Below are 25,531 nucleotides of genomic sequence, written 5' to 3'. Positions count from 1 at the left end.
CCAGGAGAGTGAGGAGAAGAAAGTCGAGGATCATCAGCAAAGATTCGATTTTTAGGACTTGCCCGGGACGCCCCCTATGGGGGCTAGCCAAAGCCACCTTCTAAGAAGGTGTGGTTTTTTACTAGAATGAGTTTTTTTTGAGCAACAAATAGTGTACCCCGGGTCCGGGTAAAAAAAATGGGAAGTTCCCATTTTTTTATGTTCGTACAATATGAACTTTACGCGTCACGGCTCCACATTCATTGCCTCCCTTTTGTGAGATGCCCTGTTCCCACTACATAAGTTTTTTTTCTGCGCCAGGGCTCACGGGAGTATAACATTTTCCATATTTGAACGTTGTTCATAGGGGATTGCCAAAAGCGGTACCCCAAGCAGAAGTAAAGAAAAGCCCGTGCAACGTATAACACTATTTTTTGGGATCTTGGCCATGGTGGCGCTTTCCCTGGCGGCCACGAATGCGGATGAGGTTTTTGGGGAAACCCCTGCGGCCGTTCCCATTTCCTCCATAGAGAACAAAGGGGCGCAACAAGCCTTTCTAAAACATCAGGAACTGCAGCAACGTCTCCGGGACTCGCTCAAGCATTATTTTGATGGGGCCATTGCCAATGGCACCATTGTGGGTGTCGGTGTCAGTGTGGTAAAAGGGGATTCCATTCTCTTTGCCGGTGGCTTTGGCAAGCGCAACGTAAAAACGGAAAACAGGGTCAATGGAGAGACCGTGTTTCGCCTGGGCTCCCTCTCCAAGGGCTTTGGGGGCGTGCTGGCCACCAGCCTGGAGAAAAATGGCCAGCTATCGCTGCAAGATGCCATTGTGGACCATGTTCCCAATTTTCAGTTTGGGAACGATCGGCATACCCGGTCCGTGCAATTGCGGCACGTGCTCTCCCATACCTCGGGAACGCCATACCACAGTTATACCAACCTGGTGGAAGCGGGACTGTCCCCATCGGATATTGCCCCGCGGTTTGTGGAGGTGGACCCCATCAGTGGGCCCGGCGAACAGTACAGTTACCAAAATGCCATGTTCGCGATGGGGCAGGAACTTATGGAAAGGGCCACGGGTACGTCCGTCAAGGAACTCCTTTCGCAAGGTTTTTTTGAACCCCTGGGAATGGCCCAAGTTTCCATGGACCACAAGCCTTTGTTACAGGGGAAGAATGTGGCCCTTCCCCACAGAAAACGCGGAAGAACCTGGCAACAACTTCCGCTGACCGATAAGTATTATAACGCCGTATTGGCAGGGGGCATCAATGCCAGTGCCTTGGACATGGCCAAATGGATGCGTTTTTTGCTGGGCCACAACCCAGATGTCTTGGGGCAAGAGGATCTGGAAAAAGCTTTTGACCCCATCATTGAGCTCAACCAGAACGGAAAATACTATCAGCGGTGGCCCGGGCACCAGAAATCGGCCTATGCCCTGGGATGGCGGGTGCACCATTTTCAAGAGGAAAACGGGCTGGAGCTGGAACGTGTTTTGCACCACGGCGGCAGCGTAAACAGTTACAGGAACGAGATTGCCCTTTACCCCGAAACCAACCTGGGCATCTGTGTATTGTTCAACAGCCCTACCAAACTGGCCAGCACCGTTATACCGGAGGTGCACCGCCTGGTGAAAGAAGTATATGCCGATGCCGATGCGCCGGCCAAGGACTTGGCCAGCCTCAATCCCTAACGCCACTTTTTTGGCACACGTCTTACCGCATCAATGCCAAAGGGCTTCCTGGCGCCCGTCCGGTGCCCTGTGGAAATCTCTTTGTCATGAACTGGACAAAACCCCTTAATTTTGCGGTCTAAAAACGGCAATGGGGAGGGAATTACATCCAAATAAGAAAAAACCGTGGCCCACGAAAGAGGCCATGGCACAGATTTATGACCAGAATCTTTGGGGCGGCCCCAAGGGCAGCTTTTATTCTGGTCAAGGTTCCCACCACCCTGGGCTTACGGTTCCTTACCTGGAGCGATTGACCCAATTTTTAAACACCTTCAATCCGCTTCCCGTGGTGTGCGATCTGGGGTGTGGCGACTTTAATGTGGGCAGGGAATTGGTCCCTTTTTCCTCCCGCTATATCGGGGTGGACATTGTGCCCATGCTCATTGCCCATAACAAAGCACGGTTCCGGGAGCCAAAGCTGGACTTCCGCTGCCTGGACATTGCCAAAGATCCGCTTCCCAAGGGGAACTGCGCCCTGCTCCGGCAAGTGTTGCAGCATCTTAACAATGAAGAAATCCATGCCATTCTACGGAAGCTTTCCGGTTTTGGGCATGTGGTGGTCACGGAGCATGTGCCCTCGGGTTCTTTTGATCCCAACGTGGACATCATTTCGGGTCAGGGCACCCGTTTAAGACGGGGGAGTGGCGTGGTTTTGACCGCACCGCCCTTCAACTTTTCGGTTGCCCACCAAGAAAAGTGGCTGTCCCTTCCCTCCCCGGACGGCAAGGGGGTGGTGGAGACCGTTCTGTACACCATGCCCAAGGAAACACCCTGAGCACAGCAGCTCCTTTTTGGGCATGATGGACATCAGTGCCAGACCATCAGCCTAAAAAAGAAGGAAAAATTGATCTAAGGAACGACTATCTTAATCCCTGGAACCTTACTTTCCCAGGTCTTTCCCTTTCCCTGTCCGTGCCCTGTCCGTGCCCTCCCGATACCATCCCAATGGATGCACCCTCACCACCGCGATGGCGAAATCTCAATCACAGCAGTCCCAATTTTATGGCAGGTTGCGTCCATCGTTAAGAAAGTCCAATGCTTCATCTGGGTTAAAGACAAAAATAGGCACCTAATTTGGGCACAATGTGCTATCTTGACCGCAAACAAACACAAATCATTATGAAAAAATTTGAAAACTACACCGATGGGGAATGGGATCTTGTGGCTTCATTGCCCCAGTTGGTTGGCGTGGTCATGGCCGGTGCGGACAGTAGCGGTATTGTAGGTTCCAGCAAGGAAATGTTTGCCAACGCCCGCGGCATGATGGCCGCGAAACAGGAGTATGGGGGCAATCCGCTCATACAGGCCCTGCTTCCGGACACCAGCAGTCCCTCCGCGGCTATGGAAGATGCCAAGGAACAGCGCAAAAGGGTCATGGGAAGGTTTAAGGCCAGTGGGGCCAAATCTTCCGAAGAACTCAGGTCCTTTGTCCTAGCCGATTGCAAAAAGGCGGTGCAACTATTGGAAAAGAACGAAAGCGCTACCGTGGTGGCCGAATACAAAAAAATGGTCCTTGACTTGGCCGAAAAAGTGGCCAACGCAGCCAAGGAGGGCGATTTTCTTGGTTTTGGTGGGGTGCGGTTCAGTGAAAAGGAGCAACAACTCTTTGAGGAGCTCAAGGAAGTATTGGCATAGGTCCAAATCTTCAATTTCAGTGCGGGCCCAGCGGCTTTGTAAAGGCCTACCTTTTCTTCTTCTGAAACAGGTTCTTTCCAAAGCCCGCCATCAACGTACCAACAAAGGCCATGATCATGGGAGTGTTTTCCATTTCAAGGTAGAGAAATATGAGGGCTCCCAGGATCAATAAGGCCGCCATATGGAGGTGGGCACTTGCTGTCTTCATCAAAGGTAAAAATTATTGGATTTCATTGGCCAACCAATCTCCCACTTCACTGGTCTTATGGGCGGTTTTGCCTTCGGCAAGGTCTTCGGTCACCACGCCCTCCGCCAGGGATTTGTTTACCACACGTCTTATTTCAGCGGCCTCTTCCGTTAGGTCCATGTCCTCAAAGAGCATCGCGGCAGAGAGCACCGTGGCCAAGGGATTGGCAATGTCCTTTCCGGCGGCCTGTGGGTAGGATCCGTGTATGGGTTCGTAGAGGGAAACGGTGTTTCCCACGGAAGAGGAGGGCATTAGGCCCATGGACCCTGAAATGACCGATGCCTCGTCCGTTAGGATATCGCCAAAGAGGTTGGCGGTGATGATCACATCGTATCCTTTTGGCCATTGAATGAGGCGCATGGCCACGGCATCCACAAATTCATAGCTCACCTCCACTTCCGGGTAGTCCTTTTCCATTCGCTGCACGGTCTCGCGCCACAGACGGGACGCTTCCAATACGTTGGCCTTGTCCACACAGCAGAGCTTTTTGGAGCGTTTCATTGCCATTTCAAACCCTTTTTTGGCCAATCGCTCGATCTCAAAACGTTGGTAGGTCATGGTGTCAAAAGCGGTTTCACCACCATCTTTGCGTCCGCGTTCGCCAAAATAGACCCCGCCGGTGAGTTCCCTGAGGATGATCAGGTCGGTCCCTTCAATGCGGTCTCGCTTTAGGGGCGATTTATCAATGAGCGAAGGGAAGGTAAAGGTGGGGCGCACATTGGCAAAAAGGCCCAGTTTCTGGCGCATCTTAAGCAAGCCCTGCTCCGGTCTCACCTTGGCCGATGGGTCATTGTCAAACCGTGGGTGGCCAATGGCACCGAAGAGAACGGCATCGGCGGCGGCACAGATGGCGTGGGTGTCGTCCGGGTAGGGTTCGCCCACGGCATCAATGGCAGCGGCTCCCGTGAGGGCGGGTTTCCAGCTAATTTCATGTTGGTATTTCTTGGCGATGGCATTGCACACCTTCACCGCTTGATCAATGACTTCCGGTCCTATTCCGTCTCCTGCCAATAAGGCGATGTTCATTTTCATATTCTGTTGCTTTTCACTTTATGTCCGGCCTTAAGGCAGGCGTTTAATTGTTTTGGTTTCCCCTTGCAAACTCCTTCTCTTAGGGGTCAGGGGGCTATGATGTTCAACATTTTTTCGGTGGCCTTGATGGCCGACACGGTCTGGTCCGAGTCCAATCCCGTGGTCACAAAATCCCTTTCCTTGGTCTTCCAGGTGATCATGGTCTCACAAAGGGCGTCCGAATTACTGCCCGGGGGAATCCGTACGGCATAATCGATCAGCTCCGGCAGTTTTGTTTTCAATGTCCTGTAAACCTTGTGCAGGGCGTTCATGAAGGCATCGAACTGTCCATCGCCGGAGGCATGCTCTTCGTACACCTTTCCGTTGTATTCCATGGATAGGGTAGTGGATGGCTGCAGGCCTTTGGCGTGGGTGAGCACATAAGATTTTATGAAGACCTTTTGCTGAAAGGAGCTGCTGTCCAACACATCGGATATGATGTAGGGCAGGTCTTCCTTGGTCACCCTTTCCTTTTTGTCTCCCAGTTCAATGATGCGGGCCGTTACCTTGCGCAGCTCCTCGTCATTCAGGGTAAGGCCCAGTTCTTCCAAGTTCTTTTGGATGTTGGCCTTTCCGCTCATTTTGCCAAGGGCATATTTTCGTTTCCTGCCAAAACGTTCCGGCATCAGGTCGCTGAAGTAAAGGTTGTGCTTGTTGTCCCCATCTGCATGGATGCCAGCGGTTTGGGTAAAGACATTGTCGCCCACAATGGGTTTGTTGGCGGGGATTCCAAATCCCGTAAAGGTAGAGACCAGTTTGCTTACCTTGTAGAGGGAGGTCTCGTTCACTTGGGTCTTTACCTGGGGCAAAAAATCATTGATCACGGCAATGGCACTTGCCAATGGGGCATTCCCCGCCCTCTCGCCCATGCCGTTCACGGTTAAATGGAGTCCGTGGCAGCCCGCCTTTACGGCCTCCATTACGTTGGCAACCCCCAGATCGTAGTCATTGTGCCCGTGAAAGTCAAAATGGGTGTTGGGATACCGTTGTATGGTCTTCTCCAAGAAGGCGAAAGTTTCCCTGTGCGTCAACACGCCCAGGGTATCCGGGAGGAGCACACGTTTTATGGGTTGTTTTGTTAAGAAATCAAGGAACTGGAACACATAGTCCTGCGAATTGCGCATGCCGTTGCTCCAATCTTCCAGATAAACATTGGTGGTAATGCCGGCCTCATTGCCCCGCTGTATCACTTGGGCAATGGCCTCAAAATGTTGCTCGGGTGTCTTTTTCAGTTGATGGGTCAAATGGTTCAGCGAGCCCTTGGTGAGCAGATTTTGCACCTTGGCGCCGGCCTTGAGCATCCATTCTATGGAGGTGCCGCCATCCACAAAGGTCAGTACCTCCACTTTTTCGGCACAGTCCTGTTCGTTGGCCCAATCAATGATATTCTTAACGGCTTGGAACTCCCCGTCCGAGACCCTGGCTGAAGCCACCTCTATCCGATCCACTTGAAGCTCCTCTAAAAGCAATTTGGCCAAGGTGAGCTTTTCAGATGCCGTGAACGATACCCCACTGGTCTGCTCCCCGTCCCGCAGGGTGGTATCCATAATTTCCAAGTGTCGTTTCTTCATCGCTGCTGTACGCATTTTTAAAGCGCCGTCAAAGGTTGGTCTTCTTTCCCCAGGTCTAGGCCCCGGGCCCCTGTACTGTTTTTGGGCAAAGGGGCTCATTTGATTCTGTTGCGCCGTGGTGCAAATAAGGAAAAGCCTTTGTATGCACTTGGGCCGCTCTTGGCAACAATCTAAGGGAATGGGGTTTAAAAGGGTCTGGTCTTTGCGAATTCCTGAATGTCTTGTTTTATGTTCAGGAGATAGTCAATATCATCGAACCCATTGGTCATGTTGTCTTTTTTGTATCCGTTGATGTCGAAGGATTCGCTTTCCCCAGTGGCCAAAAGGGTCACTTTTTGCTGTTCCAGGCTTACCTTAAGCTCCGTTTTCGGGTCCTTTTCGATCTCGTTGAATATTTTTTGAAGGAAATCGGCACTTACCTGTACCGGCAACACCCCAATGTTAAGGCAATTGTTCCGGAAGATATCGGCAAAGAAGCTGGATATCACACAGCGAAACCCGTAATCGTACACGGCCCAGGCGGCGTGTTCCCTGGAAGAGCCGGACCCAAAATTCTTGCCTCCCACCAAAATCTTACCGCTGTAGGTGGGGTCATTGAGCACAAAGTCCTCTTTTGGGGTATTGTCCTGGTGGTAGCGCCAGTCCCGGAAAAGGTTGTCGCCAAAGCCCTTGCGCTCCGTGGCTTTTAGAAAGCGTGCGGGAATGATCTGGTCCGTGTCCACATTTTCTATGGGGAGCGGTACTGCCGTGCTGGTCAGGGTGGTAAATTTGTCGTAGGCCATTTTTAATTGCTATATGCTTTAAGCCAAGCGCTGTTCGCTTAGCCAGTGGCGTTGGTTAATCTCTAATTTTTTCAACTAAATAATTTAAACTTCTCTTTGGTCTTTTGGACGTGGTCATCCAAGTCTTGGTGGGTTGCCTCGTTGATATTTTTTAAAACCTCCCATTTCCAATGGGGTCAGCGCAAAAGGTACAACGTATGGCGTACGGCTATGGGCTTATGCCCTAGGCCAAGGCTTTCTCCATGAGCTCCCTTGGATCCGTGACCTTGCCCGTTACGGCGGCCGCAGCGGCCACGAGCGGGCTGGCCAAGATGGTTCTGGAACCGGGCCCCTGCCTTCCCTCAAAGTTTCTGTTGCTGGTGCTCACCGCAAGTTTTCCCGGGGGCACTTTGTCGTCGTTCATGGCCAGACAGGCAGAACAACCGGGTTCCCGCAGTTCAAATCCCGCCGCTTCAATAATGTCCAGCAGCCCTTCTTCCTTAATGGCTTTTTCTACCTTGTGGGATCCGGGCACCAACCAAGCGGTCACGTTTTTAGCCTTTTGCCGTCCTTTTACGATGGAGGCGAAGGCCCTGAAATCTTCAATGCGACCGTTGGTACAGCTTCCCAGGAACACAAAGTCTATGGGCTTGCCGATCATGGAGTCGCCCTCATCAAATTGCATGTACTGCAACGATTTTTTGTAGGTCGATGCGCCGCCCTGGACCATATTGGAGTTGGGAATGTCCTTGGAGATGCCCATTCCCATCCCGGGATTGGTGCCATAGGTGATCATGGGCTCGATCAGGGCGCCATCAAACGTGAGTTCTTTGTCAAAAACCGCATCGGGATCGGTGTACAGGGTCTGCCAATAGTCCATCGCCTTGTCCCAGTCCGCCCCTTTTGGGGTAAATTCCCTTCCTTTGATGTAGTGGAAGGTGGTTTCGTCCGGAGCGATCATACCGCCACGGGCACCCATTTCTATGCTCAAATTGCACACGGTCATGCGTCCTTCCATGGTCATGTTTTGGAAGACCTCTCCCGCATATTCCACAAAGTAGCCGGTGGCGCCCGAGGTGGTGAGCTGTGAGATGATGAACAGGGCCACATCCTTGGGGGTGACCCCAAACTGCAGTTCTCCGGTAATGTTTATGCGCATGCGCTTGGGCTTGGGCTGCATGATGCACTGGGTGGCCAGGACCATTTCCACCTCAGAGGTGCCAATACCAAAGGCAATGGCCCCAAAAGCCCCGTGGGTAGAGGTGTGGGAGTCTCCACAGACTATGGTGGCCCCTGGAAGGGTAATGCCGTATTCCGGGCCCACTACGTGCACAATGCCATTTTTTTCGTGGCCCAGGCCCCAATAGGAAATACCATGTTCATTGGCATTCTCCTCCAACATTTTCAGCTGGTGGGCAGACAAGGGATCCTCCACGGGCAGATGTTGGTTTTTTGTGGGGGTGTTGTGGTCTGCGGTCGCAAAGGTCTTTTCAGGGTGCAAAACCCCAATACCGCGGTTCTTGAGACCCAAAAAGGCCACGGGGCTGGTGACCTCGTGCACCATATGGCGGTCTATGAACAGGACGTCCGGACCGTTTTCTATCCGGTGCACCACGTGCGAGTCCCAAACTTTGTCAAAAAGTGTTTTACTGGCGCTCATTTGTATTTCTCTGTTTGAGGCCCAAAAATAACGAAATCAACACGCTTCTTGAAATGGGAAGGGTTTAAAATTACGATGTTCAAGTCACGGATGTGGTGCTTGGAGGGCAGGATTCACGGCAAAACACCTTGTCTGGTCCGTAGAATGCCCCTTCTGGGTCAAAGATGGGCGTCCGGTTTGGCAGGGGCAGCTGCGTGGCCCCTACCCAAAAAGGGCTCAACTTATATAGTTCCAGATGTTCTTGTATTTTACCAATTGGGCGTAGCTTCTTCGCACCGCGGCATTTTTTGGCTTTTCCAGGGTGGGGTCATCTTTTAGAAGGGCCATTGCGTGGTGACGGGCGGCCTTTAAGATTTGGTTGTCTTTTACAATGTCCGCGATCTTCAGGGCAAGCATGCCGCTTTGCTGGGTGCCCATTATGTCCCCGGGGCCGCGGAGCTTTAGGTCCACATCGGCAATTTGGAAGCCGTCATTGGTCGTTACCATGGTCTCCAAACGGGTCTTGGATTGGTCGGAGAGCTTGTGGCCCGTCATCAAAATGCAGAAGCTTTGGTCTGCCCCACGGCCCACCCTGCCCCGCAGCTGATGCAGTTGGGAGAGGCCAAAGCGTTCTGCACTCTCTATGATCATCACGGAGGCATTGGGAACGTTTACCCCGACCTCGATCACCGTGGTGGCCACCATGATCTGGGTCTCGCCCTTCACAAAGCGCTCCATTTCATAATCCTTGTCGGCCGGCTTCATCTGTCCGTGCACTATGGAAATTTGATACTTGGGCGGCGGAAACTCACGGGCCACGCTTTCGTAGCCGTCCATCAGGTCCTTGTAGTCCATGGCCTCGGATTCTTGGATCAAGGGATATACGATATAAATTTGCCGCCCTTTTTCAATTTCGTCCTTAATAAACCGAAAAACCTTGAGCCGGTTGGCATCGTATCTGTGCACGGTTTTTATGGGCTTGCGCCCCGGTGGCAGCTCGTCTATGACCGAAATGTCCAGATCGCCGTAGAGGCTCATGGCCAGTGTTCTTGGAATGGGTGTGGCCGTCATGACCAGGACGTGCGGAGGCAGCGCCCGTCCAAGATCTTGTACGGGCAAGCTTCCCAAAGTTTCCGCTATGGTCTGGATCACCGTGTCAATGGCATTTGTGATCGCGTCCCCGGTAAATTGCAGCACCTTGTAGCCAAATTCGGCCAGCATGGCCCGGCGCAGCGCCTCCGTTTCCCGTTCTTCGGGGTTTTCACCAAGTCCATTGGCCACTTCCACGATCAATTTCTTGGACAGACAGGCAAAATCCACGGTAAACACATCAATGTTCACAAGGCGTCTAAAACAGTTTCCCCAAGGGGCTCCCCTTAATTTTTCCCAAAGCAGGTCCTGCGCTTCCATCGCTTGTTTTTTGGAATCCGAGCCCACCTCTTTAAGGTGCGCATAGGCCTTTGGTTTGGCGGTTTTGTATTTGTTGTGGATCCGATCTACCTCTTTTGCGGGCGGGGTCGGGGAGGGGCCGCCCTTTTTCCAGAGCTTGGACCTTTGTGCCACCCCAAAGCGGTGCTGCTCATCAATGATGGCCAAGCCCAGGTTTTGGAACTGTACCTTATCCTCCAAAAGGGCATGGGTGCCGATCAAGATGTGGAGGGTCCCATCTTCCAGCTCTTGGTGTATGGGCCTGCGCGCCGCTTTCTTCACGGAACCGGTGAGCAGGGCACAGCGTACTTCCGTATTCCTTAGCAATTCAGAAATGCCCTGATGGTGCTGTGTGGCCAGGATTTCGGTCGGGGCCATCAGGCAGGCCTGGAAGCCGTTGTCCAGTGCCAACAGCATGGCCATGACGGCCACAATGGTCTTTCCGGAGCCCACATCGCCCTGGAGCAAACGGTTCATCTGGGCCCGGCTTCCCATATCGGCGCGTATTTCCCGGAGCACCCGCTTCTGCGCACCCGTGAGCTCAAAAGGAAGGTGGCGGTCATAAAAATCCTTGAAGCGATCGCCCACCAGATGAAAGGGGTGGCCCTTTATTTTTTGTTTGTGCAGCATGTTCTTGGCTATGAGCTGCATCTGAAGGAAAAAAAGTTCCTCGAACTTTAACCGGAACTGCGCCTTGGCCAACAGACCCTGACTTTTGGGAAAATGGATGTTGTGCAGCGCCTCTGCCCGGGGAATCAGTTTTAATTGGTGCAACAGATATTCTGGGAGCGTCTCGGTAAACTGTCCCTTGGTCTCAAGAAACAGCTGTTGCAAAAACTTGCCCATTACCCGGTTGCTGATGCCCTTGTTGCTTAATTTCTCGGTGGAAGGATACACGGGCTGCATCTGTATCTTGATGCCTTCTTCGTGCTCGGCCAACAGTTCCATTTCCGGGTGGGGCATGGAAAAACTGTTGTTAAAGCGGTTGCACTTGCCAAAGATCACATAGGGCACGTTGAGCTTTAGGTTTTCGCGCATCCACTTTTGCCCACGGAACCAAACAAGTTCCATTTCCCCGGTCTGGTCCTGGAAACGGGCCACGAGACGGGAGCCCTTTTTCTGTGCCACGGTTTTAAGGTGCACCACCTTGCCCATGATCTGCACCTCTGCGTTCGTGGCCTGTAGCTCCCCGATCTTGTAATAGCGCGTCTTGTCTATATATCTATGGGGAAAGAGGTGCAACAGGTCTTGGTACACCCGTATGCCCAGCTCCGAAGCCAAGGTTTCCGCCCTTTTTGGGCCAACGCCCTTGAGATAGGCAATGGGGGTCTGGAGCAACTTGCTGTTCATGGCATCGAAAATACGTAAAAAGCTTCCTTGTCCCAAGGCAGATGTGCCTTTCCTGATGCCACACCGGGGCAAGCGCACAACATGGGTCTTTGTGGTTAATCCGGCCCCTGGCTTTGGCCTTTCACCCCTGAAAAGGCTAACTTTGGCATCCATAAAGCCGTTGTTCCATGAAACCATTGTTTCTGTTGCTTGCCCTTTTTTTCCTTGTCGGGGGTATGGCCCAACATCAGGAAAAGCTCAATTTTCTAACGGCCTCGGTGCATGTGGTGCCCCTTCCCACCCAAAAGCAGATTGCCGGTGAGGTCTCCTACGCCCTAAGGGCAATGGAGCAGGTGGACTCCTTTTTCCTGGATGCGCACCACATGGTCTTTAAGGAGGTTGTCCTTAACGGCGAGCCGGTGCCCTACCGTTACGCGAACGGAAAAATTGTTTTTGACGTACCGCTGGAAACCGGAACAACGCACCACTTGTCCCTGGCGTACCTGGCCACCCCAAAGCAGACCGTTTATTTTTTTGGATATGGGGACAATGTTTTGGGAAATGAACAGATCTGGACACAGGGACAGGGAAAATACACCAGCCACTGGTTGCCCAGTTTTGATGCCATGGAAGAAAAGGTGGAGTTCGATCTTAGCATTACCGCCCCCGAGGAGGCCACGGTCATTGCCAATGGGAAGCTGCAACGAAGGGAACCCGCCGCTACCGAAGGGCACATGCGCTGGTTTTTTGACATGCAGCGCCCCATGAGCAGCTACCTCCTGGCCTTTGCCATAGGGCAGTACGCACAACAAGGGCTTACCTCAAAAAGTGGGGTGCCCCTGACCAACTATTTTTATCCGAAGGACAGCCTCCTGGTGGAGCCCACCTACCGCCATACCCAAGAGATCTTCGATTTTTTGGAAACGGAGATCGGTGTGGCCTATCCCTGGCAGGACTACAAGCAGGTACCGGTGCATGACTTTCTCTATGCCGGGATGGAAAACACCGGGGCCACCATTTTTTCCGATAGCTTTATGGTGGACTCCACAGCCTTTATGGACCGGAATTACGTGAACGTGAATGCCCATGAAATGGCCCACCAGTGGTTCGGGAACTTGGTGACCGAGAAAAATGCGGAGCACCATTGGCTGCACGAAGGTTTTGCCACATATTATGCCTATCTGGCCGAGAAATCCATTTTTGGAAAGGAACATTTCCTGTGGAAACTGTGGGATACGGCCCGCCAATTGAAATCCATGGACGAAGCCGGGGAAGGGGAATCCCTCCTCGATGCCGGGGCCAGTAGCCTTACCTTCTATGAAAAAGGGGCCTGGGCCCTGACCCTACTGCGCCATGAGATGGGAGACACCGCCTTTAAAAAGGGCATGCGCCGTTATTTGAATACCTATGCCCACAAAAACGCCACCGTGCCCCAGTTTTTGCGGGAGATGGAGCAGAGCAGTGGCAAAAAGCTGGCGCATTTTGAGAAATTGTGGTTGCAGTCCGTACAATTCCCCTATGGGGAGGCCTTGGGCTACCTTACCCGTGAAAGCCCCTGGATCAAAAGGGCGGTGGACTTGGAGAAGAACACCACATCGAAGACGGTGTTCCATACAACGGATTTGGATGCCTTCCGGCAGGCTGGCGCCCCAATGCCCTTTATGGTACATTTTTTTGAAACCTATGCCCACCGGACCGCCAAAGAAGTGCTGTTGCGGGAACTGGCCAACGGCCCCGAAAAGGTGCGCCAGGCCATTGTACAACAACTAAGGGAGATTTCCCCGGAAATGAGGCCCGTTTTGGAAGGGATGCTGGGGCGGGGAAGTTATGTTACCCAAGAACAGCTGCTCTACACCCTGTGGAGCCAATTTGAAGAAAACCGATCTGCGTATTTGGAGCTAACCCAAGGGGTGGTGGGGCTTCCCAGTAAAAACGTACGGCTGTTATGGCTTGCCTTGGCTTTGGTGACCCCGAACTATGAAGATGCGCAGAAGCCACGATTTTTTCAGGAACTCGCGGCTTATACCAGTCCCTTGTACCACCCTGAGATACGGCAAACGGCCTTTGGCTACCTAATGAATTTGGGGGTCTTACAGGGGAAGCCACTGGAAGAATTGCTGAGGGCAACGGGGCACCATTCTTGGCAGTTTCGTAAATTTAGCCGGAATTTGGTCGATGCGCTTTGGAAAGAGGACGGGGGCAGGGCGGCCATCAAGGACATCCAAGCCCGGCTAAAACCAGGGGAGATTCCTTACTTAAACCAAAAATCAGGTACAGAATGAGAGCGTTGGTGATATCGGGCGGTGGTAGCAAGGGTGCCTTTGCAGGGGGCGTGGCCCAATATTTACTGCAAGATGTGGGCAATACCTATGACATCTTCATTGGCACCAGCACCGGGAGCCTCTTAATATCGCATTTGGCACTGGGAAAAATAGACAAGATCAAGGAAATCTATTCTTCCGTGAACCAGGACAGCATTTTTAGCAACTGCCCGTTCACCATAAAAAAGAAGTACGGCAGCGATATCATTGGAATGAACCATTGGAACATTCTAAAGAACATGGCCAAGGGAAGCAAGACTTTTGGTGAGAGCGACAACCTGCGGAAACTGATCTATGAGAGCCTTACCCCACAAGAGTTCAAGGAACTGCGGGCAAGTGCCACCGATGTGGTGGTCACCGTGAGCAACCTCTCCCTGAACCAGGTGGAATACAAGTCGCTCAAGGAATGTACCTATGAGGAATTTTGCGATTGGATATGGATTTCCAGCAACTACATCCCCTTTATGAGCCTGGTGCGCAAAAATGGCTGTGAATATGCCGATGGCGGCCTGGGGAGCCTGGTGCCCATTGAGGAGGCGATCAACCGTGGCGCCACTGAGGTAGATGTGGTGGTGTTGCGCACCGAGGTGAGCTATTACAACCGAATGCCCTCCAAGAACCCGTTTGAGCTGCTCACCAACATGATGGCCTTTGTCTTGGACCGCATTGAGAATCAGAACATTCGCATTGGTAAATTGGCGGCTACACAGAACAAGGCCATCATCAACCTATATTATACCCCTACGGTGCTCACCACCAATTCCTTGATCTTCAACAAGGAAAAAATGACGCTCTGGTGGAAAAAAGGCTACCTCTACGCCAAGAACAAAGATGTGGAGAGCATGCCCATACAGCCAGAATTGCAGGAGTAGGGCAGGGCCTTGTCCGTGCCGAACCCATTTGGGTTCATGCACAGCACCTTTTGCCACATCATCACCTTAAAACAAAACACATTGCCCATGCATTCCAGTTGGTGCAATGGGCCGTGCCAAAAGAGGTGGCGGTGACCTTAACCATCACCCGGGGTTAAAATACCATGTTCAATTGAAAACCAGCCGATGAATGTTTTCGTTTTACGCCCTTCCTCAAAATAAGCCGTAGCCGGGCCACGCCCGATTTTTCTTTTTCGCAGGCCAAAAAAGTAATTCAATTTCTATGGCTGCATTTTAAACGAGAACTGGTATAAGAATCATTTTTGAGGCGAATGTTTACCGGCGTTGCCGATAAAGGGGGCCGCTGGGCACTGGCGTGCGCCTTTGGCTTACCACAACCCGCCTATTTCCTTTTTCACAAAGGCAAGGGCGGTGGCGGAGGGCGATGCCTTGTCCATGGTTTGGTTCAGGATATCTTCCCGTAGCTTATCGGCCGAATCGGTATCGCTCAGGGCGGCCTTTCTGATCATTTGAATGGTTGCGCTCTTGGCCGCTTTGATAATGTTCCAACAATCGTCGGACAGATAGATCTGCTGCGAGAGATTGTGCTCAAACTCGTTTTCAATGGTCCTTGTGAGCAGGGATTCGTAGGCTTCCTTATCGGCCGATTTTGGTGCCACGCGCACCACTAGGTTGGGAATGGATATGCGTTCCAGGAAGAGCGCCATGCGTTCATAGGCCTGCAGCCGTATGGGCAGGGTTTCCTTCTGGGAGTCCTTGTGCAGCAGAAAGCGCCGTCTGCCCTCCTCATTGTTGGTGTGCTGTTTAAAGAAGTAAAAGGCAATGGCCCCCGTGACAACCGTGGGCAACATGTAGGCAAAGAGTTGAAAAATGTGATCGGAATCCATGGGCTTACGTTGGTGTTGTTAAAGGTTTCAATGGTTGTTAAACGACCAATTTTTCCAATTAGTATGCCCAACGATCGATGAAATGCCAAAAAAGGGGAAGGACTTTTTCACGTGGGTACGGGAAGCCTTTTTTCCGTGGGTGCCCGTGCCCCTGGTCCATGGCCAAATCTCAGCTTTACCGTACTTTTTTATTTTGTTTTGGTTGGTGATCGCATAGGGCCCTTGGGTCTTTGAAAGGTGCATAAGTGGTTCTGGAGATGTAAAAAATGTACCGGGGGGCACCAGCATGGAAATCACTCTTTTACATCGTCGCGTGCCTTGGCATAAAAGCCTTTGTAATCTGGATGGATGCGCACCTGCACGCCTTCCCTTAGGCCACCGTCTGCCCCCTTGGCGTGCACCCGGTCGCCGCTTATGCCATGCTCCTTGATCAGGGCCGCGGCCACGGCCGCGGCCTGCTGCAGGGCAATGTCCAGTTCCCCGGTCATGCTAAGGCCTGCCACGGTGACATGGGTGTTGGGATTGGCATTGAGTATCTGGGCCACCTTGCCGATCCAAGGTTTCGCGGCTTCCAACAGTTGGCTCCCCATGCCATTGTCAAAAAAGAAGTCCACCTTTTCCGAAATAATGATCTCACCGCCCGAGACCACTTGGACATTGGCATTTTCCCCCAAGGTCTTTTTGGTATGGGTCAAGGCCACCACCGCCGTGCTGTCATGACTGCTGCCGGCGTTGATGATGGTGCTGATCTGGGCCTCTTTTCGCTTTAGCGTGGCCAAGGTCTTGTTAATGTTCTTGCTGTTCTGGCTGGAAAGGGTGGCAAAACTGTTCAGGTTCTTCATCAGTGTGGCATTGGCATCTTGCAGCTCTGTTACCTGGGCCTGCATTTCCTCGGATCGGGTCGTGGCGATCCTGGCCGCCTTCTGGGCGTCGGATATGGTGCGCTTAATGGAGTCCAACTGATATTTAAGCTCTTGGTTCTGTGCGATCAATTCGCTTTTTCGTTGTGCCGTAAGTTGGCCAACCGTTATCATGGCCATTAGAAAGAAACAAATGTTTTTCATGTGGTAGGATTGTTAAATGGACGGCAAGATACAAACTGCGCGTTAAATTCTAAGCCATTGCCCGGTAGTTTGTTCCGTGTCCCTGGGGCCGCTCCACGGCAATGTTTTCAAGGTAGTTGTAAAAAAGCCCTTCTTTCTGCATAAAAAAGGGCTTTGTGAAAGGTAACGTACGGCAGGGTGCCAAAAATGGCTTCTTATCTGGACTCCAAGCGTGGGGTCTGTTCGCTGTTCAGATAGTCCAGGCTTAGCTGGGTCATGGCCTTCACCCCAAGGAGGAGTCCGCTGTCATCGATCATAAAATCCGGTGTGTGGTGCGGAAAGGATTTGGTGTTGCCGGGCGTCATTCCGCCCAGAAAGAAATAGAACCCTGGGGCCTCACGCTGAAAATAGGAGAAATCCTCGGCACCGGTCACTGCTTTTTGGGTCACCACATTCGCGTCTCCCGCCACTCTTTTCAAGGTGGGGAGCATCATGTCCACCAGCTCGTGGTTGTTGTAGGTAATGTCCGTGGCGTCCTTTATCTCGCAAGTGGCCTCACCGCCATAGGCCTTGGCAATATCGCCCACCATTTCCACCATGCGCTTGTTCAATTTTTCTTTCATATCGTAGTCCAGCGTACGGATGGTGCCGATCATTTCCGCTTCTTCGGGGATAATGTTGAACCGTACCCCGCTTTTGATCTTGCCCACGGTGATCACCGCCGCCTCATTGGTAAGGTTGGTCTCGCGGCTAATAATGGTCTGCAGCCCATCAATGATCTTGGCACTGATCAAAATGGGGTCCACCCCGGACCAGGGCTGGGAACCGTGGCTCTGTTTGCCCTTTACCTTAATGGTGAAGCTTTGGGCCGCGGCCATGGTGCCCCCGGCCTTATACCGGATCATGCCCACTGGGGTCTGAGAGTTGATGTGCAGGCCAAAAATGGCATCCACTATGGGGTTTTCCATAACGCCCTCCTTTACCATCATCAGGGCACCGCCCTCTTCCCCTGGTGGCGGACCTTCTTCCGCGGGCTGGAAGATGAACTTTACCGTGCCCTTTATCTTGTCCTTGTTCTTGGAGAGCACCTCGGCCACACCCATTAAGATGGCGGTGTGGGTATCGTGGCCACAGGCGTGCATGACGCCCACTTGCTCTCCCATGAACTCCGTGGTCACGGTACTTTTAAAGGGCAGGTCATTGCGCTCGGTTACGGGGAGGGCATCAATATCTGCCCTGAGGGCCACCACCTTGCCGGGCCTATCGCCCTTTAGCAGTCCCACCACGCCGGTGTGGGCCACCTCGGTCTGTACTTCCATGCCCAAACTTCTCAGGTGCTTGGCTATCTTCTCGGCGGTCTTGAATTCCCGGTTGCCCAGTTCTGGGTTCTGGTGAATGTCCCTTCGCCACTCAATGACCTTTTTCTCAACGGCCTTAATGTCCTTTTCCAGGTCGGTGCTCTGCGCCTGTGCCGTCATCCCCAATAAAAAGAGGGCCAAAAATCCTAGTTGTCTCATTTGGTTTTTTTAAAATTTAATAAATCGGTATCCTTCGTCCTGTAATTGTATCAAGGCCGTCATGGCGCTCAATGAGATCTGTACCCCATCCAGGAGGTCTTCCTTTGGAAACCCCCGGGAGAGGGAAGATTGCCCGCAAAAAATGACCTGTACGCCAGCGGCCATCAGATCGGTCAGCATTTGTGCGTTGGGGTTTTGTACCCCATATCTTTTCTTGTAGGCGGCGGAGTGCGCAAGGTCTTTGGATGCCTTGTTGTGCACCACAAGGGCCACCTTGAGCTGGTCTTGCGGCACGCCGCTCTGGGCGTGCATGTTCAGAAAGCGCGCAGCGGTCTCCAAACTGGGGTTTCTTTGCGCCGGGTCCTCCGGGGAGGTCATAACGTCAAACACCGCCCGGTAGGTCTTGGCGGTGTCCGTTTTAAAATCCGGGGCGTTGATCTCCCAAACTTGGCCATAATTGGCAATGATGGGTCCCGCTTTCTTCTCTTGGGCAAAGGCCGTACAGGCCGTAATGATCAATAGCGCGGGAACCCAACGGAGCGCTGTGGTTGTTTTTTTCATGCTTTGGCTGGTCAATGAACGCCTAAATATATTCAAAATGGAGTCAAATACCATCCATTGTTCATAAAACTGAAAACATCATTTTTACCATGGCCAAATAATGGCTAATTTCACGGGCTAAAACAGCAAACAAGTTGAGTGCATTCATAGAGGAACTGAACGACGCCCAAAAAGCACCGGTACTGCACAAGGAAGGGCCCTTAATGGTCATTGCCGGTGCAGGATCGGGAAAGACACGGGTGCTCACCTACAGAATTGCGCACCTGATGGAGCAAGGGGTGGATTCCTTTAACATTCTTGCCCTGACCTTTACCAACAAGGCCGCGCGGGAAATGAAAAAGCGCATAGCGGACATTGTGGGCGCCTCCGAGGCCAAAAACCTTTGGATGGGCACCTTCCATTCCGTCTTTGCCAAGCTCTTGCGCTATGACGGCACCAAATTGGGCTTTCCCAGCAATTTCACCATTTACGATACCCAGGACTCCCAGCGCCTCATTGCCTCCATCATCAAGGAAATGGGCCTGGACAAGGACGTGTACAAACACAAACAGATACAGAACAGGATTTCTTCCTTTAAAAACAGCCTCATTACCGTAAGGGCCTATTTTAACAATCCCGAACTGATGGAGGCCGATGCCATGGCCAAAAGACCGCGGGTGGGCGAGATCTATCAGGAATACGTGGAGCGCTGCTTTAAGGCCGGTGCCATGGACTTTGATGATCTGCTGTTGCGCACCAATGAGCTCCTGACCCGTTTTCCGGACGTTCTCATGAAATACCAGGACCGGTTTCGCTATATTCTGGTCGATGAGTACCAGGACACCAACCACTCCCAATACTTGATCGTAAAGGCCCTGGCAGACCGTTTCCAGAATATTTGTGTGGTGGGCGATGATGCCCAGAGCATTTATTCCTTCCGGGGGGCCAACATCAGTAACATCCTCAATTTTCAGCGCGATTATGACAATGTGGGAATGTACCGTTTGGAACAGAACTACAGATCTACCAAGAACATTGTCAATGCGGCCAACAGCATCATAGCCAAGAACAAGAACCAGTTGGAGAAAGTGGTGTGGACCCAGAACGACCACGGGGCGCCCATTAAGGTGCACCGAAGCATCACCGATGCCGAGGAGGGCCGCTTTGTGGCCGGTTCCATTTGGGAGCACCGCATACAAGAGCAGATGGGCAACGGGGAGTTTGCGGTACTGTACCGCACCAATAGCCAGTCCCGTGCCATTGAGGATGCCCTGAGGAAGCGGGACATTCCCTACCGCATCTATGGCGGACTCTCGTTCTACCAACGCAAGGAGATCAAGGACGTACTTTCTTACCTGCGCCTGGTCATTAACCCCAAGGACGAGGAGGCCCTGAAGCGGGTCATCAATTTTCCCGCCAGGGGCATAGGGAGCACCACGGTGGACAAGCTCGTGGTGGCCGCCAAGCACTACGACCGTTCCATTTTTGAGGTCATGGAGCACATCTCCAAGATCGATTTAAAGATAAACTCGGGCACCAAAAGAAAACTGGAAGATTTTGTGACCATGATCAAAAGCTTCCAGATCATGAGCGAGGGCGCGGATGCCTTTACCCTGGCAGAGCACGTGTCCAAAAAGACGGGGATTCTGCTGGAATTCAAAAAAGACGGTACGCCAGAGGGCATTGCCCGTATGGAGAACATAGAGGAACTGCTTAACGGTATCAAGGATTTTGTGGAAGGGCAAAAGGAGCTGGCCGATGCCGACGGGAGCATCGCGGAGTTTCTGGAAGACGTGGCCCTGGCCACGGACCTGGACAAGGATACCGGGGACGATGACCGCGTGGCACTGATGACCATTCACCTGGCCAAGGGACTGGAGTTTCCCTTCGTTTACATTGTGGGAATGGAAGAGGACCTCTTTCCCTCTGCCATGAGCATGAACACCCGGAGCGAACTGGAAGAGGAACGCCGCCTTTTTTACGTGGCCCTGACCCGCGCGGAGAAACAGGCCTACCTCACCTACACCCAGAACCGCTATCGCTGGGGAAAACTGATCGATGCCGAGCCCAGCCGATTTCTGGAGGAGATCGATGAGCAGTACGTGGAAAACCTAACACCCCTGGATGGGGGCTACCGCTACAAATCCCTCATTGACGCCGACATTTTTGGGGAGGTGGACAAGAGCCGCCTGAGACAGGAGAAACCCAAACGCGGAACGCCACCGGTGGCCGGCAAGCCCAATGCGGAGCAATTGCGAAAATTGCGGAGGATAAAACCTCAATTGGCAGAGCCCGTTGGAAACACCAATGCCATAGACCCCAACCTGGAGGTGGGCAGCATGGTGAACCATACCCGTTTTGGTAGGGGAAAGGTGTTGAAGTTGGAAGGGGCCGGAAATGATAGGAAAGCAGAGATCCAGTTTGACCAAGGCAGTATAAAGAAACTGCTGTTGCGCTTTGCAAAACTGGAAATAATTGCTTAACTTTTACTTTGGTTGATGAGTCGTAACTGGTTTATTTTTAGCTAACTAAAATGTATTTATTTGCCCAAAAGTTTAATTCGTGACAAAACAAGGACGGTAGCGTCCCACAGATGGCGGAATTCATAAAAATATATGAGGACAATCCCAGCCCCAAGCAGGTGGCCCGGGTGGTCTCCGTTTTGGAAAAGGGCGGCCTGATCATCTATCCCACGGACACGGTGTACGGCCTGGGCTGTGATATTACCAATACCAAGGCCCTTGAAAAAATAGCGCGAATAAAGGGCATTAAACTGGCCAAGGCCAATTGGAGCTTTATCTGTGCCGATTTGAGCAACCTTTCCGACTATGTGAGGCAAATAGATACGGCCACCTTTAAAATCTTAAAGAGGGCCCTTCCGGGGCCCTACACCTTTATCCTCCCCGGAAACAACAACCTGCCCAAGGATTTTAAAAAGAAGAAGACGGTGGGCATCCGTGTCCCGGACAACAGTATTGCACGGGCCTTGGTGCAGGGCCTTGGCAACCCCATAGTGTCCACTTCCATCAGGGACGATGACGATGTCCTGGAATATACCACCGACCCGGAGCTCATTCTTGAAAAGTGGGGCAGCTTGGTGGATGTGGTGATAGACGGTGGCTATGGCGGCAATGTGGGCTCTACCATCATTGACCTTTCCCAGGGCGAACCCACGGTGGTGCGCGAGGGCAAGGGTTCCTTGGACCTACTTTGATCATTTTGCCCCTGCCGTTTTGGCCAAGGTGCCCGGATGGTGCCTTCCTTTGTTAGGGCGCATACCGGGATGCCTGGGCACGATCTGCCCGTTTAAAACGAACTTCGGGAACCACAGGCCCCAATCCCTGGGCAACACCCTACCATAAATGTGCATACCACGGCAGTTTCCTTTCCGGGTCTGGAATCGGGGCCGTCCCAGGTCGTGCTTGCACCGGAACCATTTCCTCTGCCAGGACAAAAAAAAACGGCACCGAATCTCGGTGCCGTCTTGCCTTAATCGGTTATGTGGCTTAGTTGCCGCCGATCGCGGGATCCTTCATTCCCTCTTCGATCATGCTGTAGAACTGGTCTATTTTTGGCAGTACCACAATGCGAGTTCTTCTGTTCTTGGATTTCTCGGTCATGGAAACGGGGACGTACTCCGAGCGTCCTGCGGCCGTCATTCGCTTGGGATCTACCCCAAAGTCGTTCTGAAGGATCCTTACCACGGAGGTTGCGCGCTTAACGCTCAAATCCCAGTTATCCTTCAATACGCCACCGGCGCGGTAGGGCACATCGTCGGTGTGGCCCTCCACCATAAATTCAAAATCGGGCTTGTTGTTCACCACTTTGGCCACCTTGCCCAAGACCTCTTTGGCCCTACGGGTTACGTTATAGCTTCCGCTGCTAAAGAGCAGTTTGTCCGAGATGGATACGAAAACCACCCCTTTCTCCACGCTGATCTCAATGTCCTCGTCGTCCAAGTTGCCCAGTACGCCCTTGAGGCTCTGTACCAGGGATAGGTTCACGGAGTCCCTTCGGGTAATGGCTTGGTTCAACTTCCTTATGGTCAAATCCTTTTCCTGTAGGCTTTCCAGGGATTTCTCCAAGTTTTCGGCGCCTTTGGTGGTCAAGGTGGTCAGGTTGCCCATGTTGTTGATCAGTTCCTGGTTGTTGGCCTTTAAGAAGGCATTTTGGTCTTCCAGGGTCTGTAGTCTGGCGGTTGCCGTGGCACTTTCCTCCAAACAACTGTTCAATTTAACCGTGGCGGAGTTTAACAGGTCTTGGGCCTCTTTGTGCTTGGCTTCCAGGTCGGCGTATTTTTTTTGGGACACACATGACGATAACATCAGGGTTAGGCCCAGACATCCTAAAATGACTTTTTTCATAATTCTGTTCTGTTTTAATTGTTATTTATTGTGATACCAACCTCAAATTTATACAATTTAACAGGGGTTGGAAGCGCTCTATCGTTAATCTTTTACTAAATCCGTAAAATGCTTTTTCCTATATACGAAGTAGGACAATACAATGGATTTTACAGGGGGGCTGTTTTTAAGGAAAGTTTCTTTTTCGCGTTTTTTGTACATCCGCCCAAATTGGGCGTAAAAACTGAAGTGCGCCCGTAGGATGGCCAAAAAGTGCCGGAATCTGAACTGCAGCACAAAGCGGGCCGCCGCCACCCCGTCCAGGATCAAGCGCAGTGCAATGATGGGGAGGGCCTTCCTCCTGGGCAGGTTCTTGGTAATGGAAAAAAGGGAATTTCTAAAATTGAGGAAGGTCTTCTTGGGGTTCATGTTGCTCAGGGTGGAGCCCCCCAGATGGTACACGGTGCTCTGGGCGGTGTACCAGACCTGATATCCCCTGTTTTTGGCCCGCCAGCAAAGATCTACCTCTTCCTGGTGGGCAAAATAGTCGCCATCAAAACCCCGCAGTTCATCAAAAACGGCTTTTCTTATGAACATGCACGCTCCCGTGGCCCAGAAGATTTCCCGGTCATCATCATATTGGCCCCTATCCTTTTCCAAGGTTTGGAAGACGCGCCCCCGGCAGAAGGGGTAGCCCAGTTGGTCTATGTATCCGCCACCGGCCCCGGCATACTCAAAATGGTCCTTTTTCAAGAGGTCCAGCACCTTGGGCTGCAAAATGGCCACCCGCGGATTCTCGGCCAATTTCTTTTGGACGGGAACGAGCCAGTCTGGGGTTACTTCCACATCGGAGTTCAAGAGGCAGAAAACATCGGCATCAACAAAGGGCAGGGCATCGTTGTAGCCCTTGGCAAAGCCCCCGTTCTCCCGGTTCCGGATGATGTGTATGTCTGGAAAATGGGTTTTTACGTAGGCAATGGACCCATCCGTACTGGCATTGTCCGCCAGGTAGATGGTGGCTTGCGGGCTGTGCTTCACCACATTGGGCAAAAAACGCTCAAGAAGGGTTTCCCCGTTCCAGTTCAATATGACGACAGCTAGCTTCAAACCAGGCACAAATTAACGGCTAAATTCAGGAATATCCCTTAAGAACGCATACTTTTCCTCGCCCGTGGGCATCTTGCAGTAATAATGTTGCATTCCGTTGGTCACCATCAGCATCTCTGCCCTTAGGCTCAGATTGTAGCGCGCCACTTGGTCAAAGGTGCCTTGGTCCAATGGTATGCCCGGGGCCTTGCACTCCACCAGAATGCAGATGCCTCCGTTGGGGTGGAACACGACCACATCGTACCGTTTTCTAAGTCCGTTCACCAACAACTGTTTTTCCACGTTGATCATGCTCTTGGGGTACTTTTTATGGCAGATGAGGTATTGTACCGTATGCTGGCGCACCCATTCCTCTGGGGTGAGCACCACAAACTTTTTCCGAATGCCATCAAAGATCAGGGTTTTATTTTGACTATTTTTGAACCTAAAGTCGTACGCGGGAAAGTTGAGCCGTATCATGGCGCAAAATTGATGATTTTTTTCCAATGGATGAAGTAAAGCAAATCGTGGGCCAAATACGCAAAGGGGACATTAAGCCCATTTATTTCCTTTTTGGCGAGGAGGCGTATTTTATTGATAAATTGGCCGAATTCATTGGCAACAGTATCTTGACCGAAGAGGAACGTGGGTTTAACCAAATGGTGGTCTATGGCAAGGATGTGTCCATGGACGATGTGGTGGCCAACGCCAAGCGCTACCCCATGATGGCCGATAGGCAAGTGGTGATCGTGCGGGAGGCACAGCACCTTTCCAGAAACATTGACCAGCTTTTGCCCTACGCCAAGAATCCCCAGCCCACCACGGTCTTGGTCTTTTGCTACAAATACAAAAAACTGGACAAGCGGAAAGCGCTCTACAAGGCCATTGAAAAAAATGGGCGCTGTATGGAGAGCAAAAAACTCTATGAGAACCAGGTAACCGACTGGTTGCGCAACAAGTTGCTCGCAGACGGATACCCCATTTCCCACAAAGCGGCCATTTTACTGGTGGAGTACCTGGGAACCGATCTGGGCAAGATCAACAACGAACTGGACAAGCTAAAGGCGATTTTGCCCAAGGAAACGGAAATTACCCCCAGCCATATTGAGACCAATATAGGCATCAGTAAAGACTATAACAATTTTGAGCTGAAACGGGCCATAGGGGAGCGCAACATCACCAAGGCCACGCGTATCATCCATTATTTTGCACAGAACCCCAAGGACAATCCTTTTGTGCTCACCATAACCCTGCTGCACACTTTTTTTAGCCAGTTGTTAAAATACCACGGGCTAACGGACCACAATCCCAGGAACGTGGCACAGGCACTGGGCATAAACCCTTATTTTGTGCGGGAGTTTCAGACCGCGGCCAAGAATTACCCCATGCGCAGGGTAAGCCAGATCGTGGGGCACATCAGGGAAATGGACATGAAGAGCAAGGGCGTGGGCGCCCAGAACCTGCATCAGGCCGATTTGCTCAAGGAACTGCTCGTAAAGATAATCTAGG

At 52.0% G+C, this 25,531-nt stretch carries 21 protein-coding genes; 8 read left to right on the top strand and 13 right to left on the bottom strand.

All coding sequences use genetic code 11. From position 1 onward, the window contains the following. Positions 1–391 precede the first annotated feature (391 nt). From ACKWCC_RS01475 to ACKWCC_RS01465, 3 genes are all read left to right on the top strand, one after another. Positions 392–1,672, top strand: a complete 1,281-nt coding sequence (locus ACKWCC_RS01475) for a serine hydrolase domain-containing protein (protein ID WP_413994114.1) — start codon at positions 392–394, stop codon at positions 1,670–1,672. 184 nt (positions 1,673–1,856) lie between these two features. After that, the gene (locus ACKWCC_RS01470; RefSeq protein ID WP_413994113.1) at positions 1,857–2,486 is read left to right on the top strand and encodes a class I SAM-dependent methyltransferase; all 630 of its coding nucleotides are present in this window, start codon (positions 1,857–1,859) and stop codon (positions 2,484–2,486) included. A 344-nt stretch (positions 2,487–2,830) separates the two neighbouring features. Then, a complete protein-coding gene (locus ACKWCC_RS01465; RefSeq protein ID WP_413994112.1) occupies positions 2,831–3,346 on the top strand; it encodes a hypothetical protein in 516 nt (171 codons plus the stop codon). A gap of 46 nt (positions 3,347–3,392) precedes the next feature. Here ACKWCC_RS01465 and ACKWCC_RS01460 read toward each other — a convergent pair whose 3' ends face one another. The 6 genes from ACKWCC_RS01460 to ACKWCC_RS01435 form a co-directional block, all read right to left on the bottom strand. Continuing rightward, the gene (locus tag ACKWCC_RS01460; RefSeq protein ID WP_413994111.1) at positions 3,393–3,554 is read right to left on the bottom strand and encodes a hypothetical protein; all 162 of its coding nucleotides are present in this window, start codon (positions 3,552–3,554) and stop codon (positions 3,393–3,395) included. Between the two features lie 12 nt (positions 3,555–3,566). Then, a complete protein-coding gene (leuB, locus tag ACKWCC_RS01455; RefSeq protein WP_413994110.1) occupies positions 3,567–4,625 on the bottom strand; it encodes a 3-isopropylmalate dehydrogenase in 1,059 nt (352 codons plus the stop codon). Between the two features lie 86 nt (positions 4,626–4,711). After that, the gene (locus tag ACKWCC_RS01450) at positions 4,712–6,235 is read right to left on the bottom strand and encodes an alpha-isopropylmalate synthase regulatory domain-containing protein (RefSeq protein ID WP_413994109.1); all 1,524 of its coding nucleotides are present in this window, start codon (positions 6,233–6,235) and stop codon (positions 4,712–4,714) included. A 185-nt stretch (positions 6,236–6,420) separates the two neighbouring features. Then, the gene (gene leuD / locus ACKWCC_RS01445; protein WP_413994108.1) at positions 6,421–7,017 is read right to left on the bottom strand and encodes a 3-isopropylmalate dehydratase small subunit; all 597 of its coding nucleotides are present in this window, start codon (positions 7,015–7,017) and stop codon (positions 6,421–6,423) included. A 223-nt stretch (positions 7,018–7,240) separates the two neighbouring features. Continuing rightward, positions 7,241–8,656: a 3-isopropylmalate dehydratase large subunit gene (leuC, locus tag ACKWCC_RS01440; protein ID WP_413994107.1), complete on the bottom strand. Its 1,416-nt coding sequence runs from the start codon at positions 8,654–8,656 to the stop codon at positions 7,241–7,243. Positions 8,657–8,872: 216 nt separating this feature from the next. Beyond that, the gene (locus tag ACKWCC_RS01435) at positions 8,873–11,413 is read right to left on the bottom strand and encodes a helicase-related protein (protein WP_413994121.1); all 2,541 of its coding nucleotides are present in this window, start codon (positions 11,411–11,413) and stop codon (positions 8,873–8,875) included. Between the two features lie 167 nt (positions 11,414–11,580). Here ACKWCC_RS01435 and ACKWCC_RS01430 point away from each other — a divergent pair, with 167 nt between their 5' ends. Beyond that, positions 11,581–13,674, top strand: coding sequence for a M1 family metallopeptidase (locus ACKWCC_RS01430; protein ID WP_413994106.1), 2,094 nt, complete (start codon positions 11,581–11,583; stop codon positions 13,672–13,674). Then, complete coding sequence (locus ACKWCC_RS01425) at positions 13,671–14,585, top strand: patatin-like phospholipase family protein (RefSeq protein WP_413994105.1); 915 nt, start codon at positions 13,671–13,673, stop codon at positions 14,583–14,585. The genes ACKWCC_RS01430 and ACKWCC_RS01425 overlap by 4 nt, the downstream gene beginning before the upstream one ends. Before the next feature lie 389 nt (positions 14,586–14,974). On the opposite strand, the gene ACKWCC_RS01420 is transcribed toward ACKWCC_RS01425, so the two are convergent. The 4 genes from ACKWCC_RS01420 to ACKWCC_RS01405 all read right to left on the bottom strand — a co-directional run bounded on the left by ACKWCC_RS01420 (position 14,975) and on the right by ACKWCC_RS01405 (position 18,614). After that, on the bottom strand, positions 14,975–15,493 hold the full coding sequence (locus ACKWCC_RS01420) for a DUF7935 family protein (RefSeq protein WP_413994104.1): 519 nt from the start codon (positions 15,491–15,493) through the stop codon (positions 14,975–14,977). A gap of 293 nt (positions 15,494–15,786) precedes the next feature. Continuing rightward, positions 15,787–16,557, bottom strand: coding sequence for a hypothetical protein (locus ACKWCC_RS01415; protein WP_413994103.1), 771 nt, complete (start codon positions 16,555–16,557; stop codon positions 15,787–15,789). A gap of 194 nt (positions 16,558–16,751) precedes the next feature. After that, positions 16,752–18,053 (bottom strand): amidohydrolase, encoded by a 1,302-nt coding sequence (locus ACKWCC_RS01410; RefSeq protein WP_413994102.1) that lies wholly within the window; start codon positions 18,051–18,053, stop codon positions 16,752–16,754. A 9-nt stretch (positions 18,054–18,062) separates the two neighbouring features. Then, positions 18,063–18,614: a DsrE family protein gene (locus ACKWCC_RS01405; protein WP_413994101.1), complete on the bottom strand. Its 552-nt coding sequence runs from the start codon at positions 18,612–18,614 to the stop codon at positions 18,063–18,065. A 134-nt stretch (positions 18,615–18,748) separates the two neighbouring features. Here ACKWCC_RS01405 and ACKWCC_RS01400 point away from each other — a divergent pair, with 134 nt between their 5' ends. Both ACKWCC_RS01400 and ACKWCC_RS01395 read left to right on the top strand, forming a co-directional pair. After that, a complete protein-coding gene (locus ACKWCC_RS01400) occupies positions 18,749–21,076 on the top strand; it encodes an ATP-dependent helicase (RefSeq protein WP_413994100.1) in 2,328 nt (775 codons plus the stop codon). Between the two features lie 110 nt (positions 21,077–21,186). Beyond that, positions 21,187–21,807: an L-threonylcarbamoyladenylate synthase gene (locus ACKWCC_RS01395; RefSeq protein ID WP_413994099.1), complete on the top strand. Its 621-nt coding sequence runs from the start codon at positions 21,187–21,189 to the stop codon at positions 21,805–21,807. Positions 21,808–22,099: 292 nt separating this feature from the next. Here ACKWCC_RS01395 and ACKWCC_RS01390 read toward each other — a convergent pair whose 3' ends face one another. The 3 genes from ACKWCC_RS01390 to ACKWCC_RS01380 all read right to left on the bottom strand — a co-directional run bounded on the left by ACKWCC_RS01390 (position 22,100) and on the right by ACKWCC_RS01380 (position 24,529). Next, the gene (locus tag ACKWCC_RS01390) at positions 22,100–22,957 is read right to left on the bottom strand and encodes an OmpA family protein (protein ID WP_413994098.1); all 858 of its coding nucleotides are present in this window, start codon (positions 22,955–22,957) and stop codon (positions 22,100–22,102) included. 84 nt (positions 22,958–23,041) lie between these two features. After that, entirely contained in the window at positions 23,042–24,043 is a 1,002-nt protein-coding gene (locus ACKWCC_RS01385) for a glycosyltransferase family 2 protein (RefSeq protein WP_413994097.1), read from the bottom strand. Positions 24,044–24,055: 12 nt separating this feature from the next. Then, positions 24,056–24,529, bottom strand: a complete 474-nt coding sequence (locus ACKWCC_RS01380) for a type I restriction enzyme HsdR N-terminal domain-containing protein (RefSeq protein ID WP_413994096.1) — start codon at positions 24,527–24,529, stop codon at positions 24,056–24,058. On the opposite strand from ACKWCC_RS01380, the gene holA reads away from it, so the two are divergent. Further along, positions 24,529–25,530 (top strand): DNA polymerase III subunit delta, encoded by a 1,002-nt coding sequence (gene holA / locus ACKWCC_RS01375; protein ID WP_413994095.1) that lies wholly within the window; start codon positions 24,529–24,531, stop codon positions 25,528–25,530. The genes ACKWCC_RS01380 and holA overlap by 1 nt on opposite strands. Position 25,531 lies beyond the last annotated feature (1 nt).

It is taken from the genome of Maribacter aquimarinus (assembly GCF_047345505.1).
Classification (GTDB): domain Bacteria; phylum Bacteroidota; class Bacteroidia; order Flavobacteriales; family Flavobacteriaceae; genus Maribacter.
Note: the sequence above shows the minus strand (reverse complement) of the source record. Positions and strands in the feature narration are given on the sequence as shown.

Coding starts and splice junctions, on each gene's coding strand:
- ACKWCC_RS01435 (WP_413994121.1), bottom strand. CDS start 11,413: ATGAACAGCAAGTTGCTCCAGACCCCCATTGCCTATCTCAAGGGCGTT.
- leuB (WP_413994110.1), bottom strand. CDS start 4,625: ATGAAAATGAACATCGCCTTATTGGCAGGAGACGGAATAGGACCGGAA.
- leuC (WP_413994107.1), bottom strand. CDS start 8,656: ATGAGCGCCAGTAAAACACTTTTTGACAAAGTTTGGGACTCGCACGTG.
- ACKWCC_RS01410 (WP_413994102.1), bottom strand. CDS start 18,053: ATGAGACAACTAGGATTTTTGGCCCTCTTTTTATTGGGGATGACGGCA.
- ACKWCC_RS01420 (WP_413994104.1), bottom strand. CDS start 15,493: ATGGATTCCGATCACATTTTTCAACTCTTTGCCTACATGTTGCCCACG.
- ACKWCC_RS01460 (WP_413994111.1), bottom strand. CDS start 3,554: ATGAAGACAGCAAGTGCCCACCTCCATATGGCGGCCTTATTGATCCTG.
- ACKWCC_RS01405 (WP_413994101.1), bottom strand. CDS start 18,614: ATGAAAAAAACAACCACAGCGCTCCGTTGGGTTCCCGCGCTATTGATC.
- leuD (WP_413994108.1), bottom strand. CDS start 7,017: ATGGCCTACGACAAATTTACCACCCTGACCAGCACGGCAGTACCGCTC.
- ACKWCC_RS01425 (WP_413994105.1), top strand. CDS start 13,671: ATGAGAGCGTTGGTGATATCGGGCGGTGGTAGCAAGGGTGCCTTTGCA.
- ACKWCC_RS01430 (WP_413994106.1), top strand. CDS start 11,581: ATGAAACCATTGTTTCTGTTGCTTGCCCTTTTTTTCCTTGTCGGGGGT.
- ACKWCC_RS01415 (WP_413994103.1), bottom strand. CDS start 16,557: ATGAAAAACATTTGTTTCTTTCTAATGGCCATGATAACGGTTGGCCAA.
- ACKWCC_RS01395 (WP_413994099.1), top strand. CDS start 21,187: ATGGCGGAATTCATAAAAATATATGAGGACAATCCCAGCCCCAAGCAG.
- ACKWCC_RS01465 (WP_413994112.1), top strand. CDS start 2,831: ATGAAAAAATTTGAAAACTACACCGATGGGGAATGGGATCTTGTGGCT.
- ACKWCC_RS01390 (WP_413994098.1), bottom strand. CDS start 22,957: ATGAAAAAAGTCATTTTAGGATGTCTGGGCCTAACCCTGATGTTATCG.
- ACKWCC_RS01450 (WP_413994109.1), bottom strand. CDS start 6,235: ATGAAGAAACGACACTTGGAAATTATGGATACCACCCTGCGGGACGGG.
- ACKWCC_RS01470 (WP_413994113.1), top strand. CDS start 1,857: ATGGCACAGATTTATGACCAGAATCTTTGGGGCGGCCCCAAGGGCAGC.
- holA (WP_413994095.1), top strand. CDS start 24,529: ATGGATGAAGTAAAGCAAATCGTGGGCCAAATACGCAAAGGGGACATT.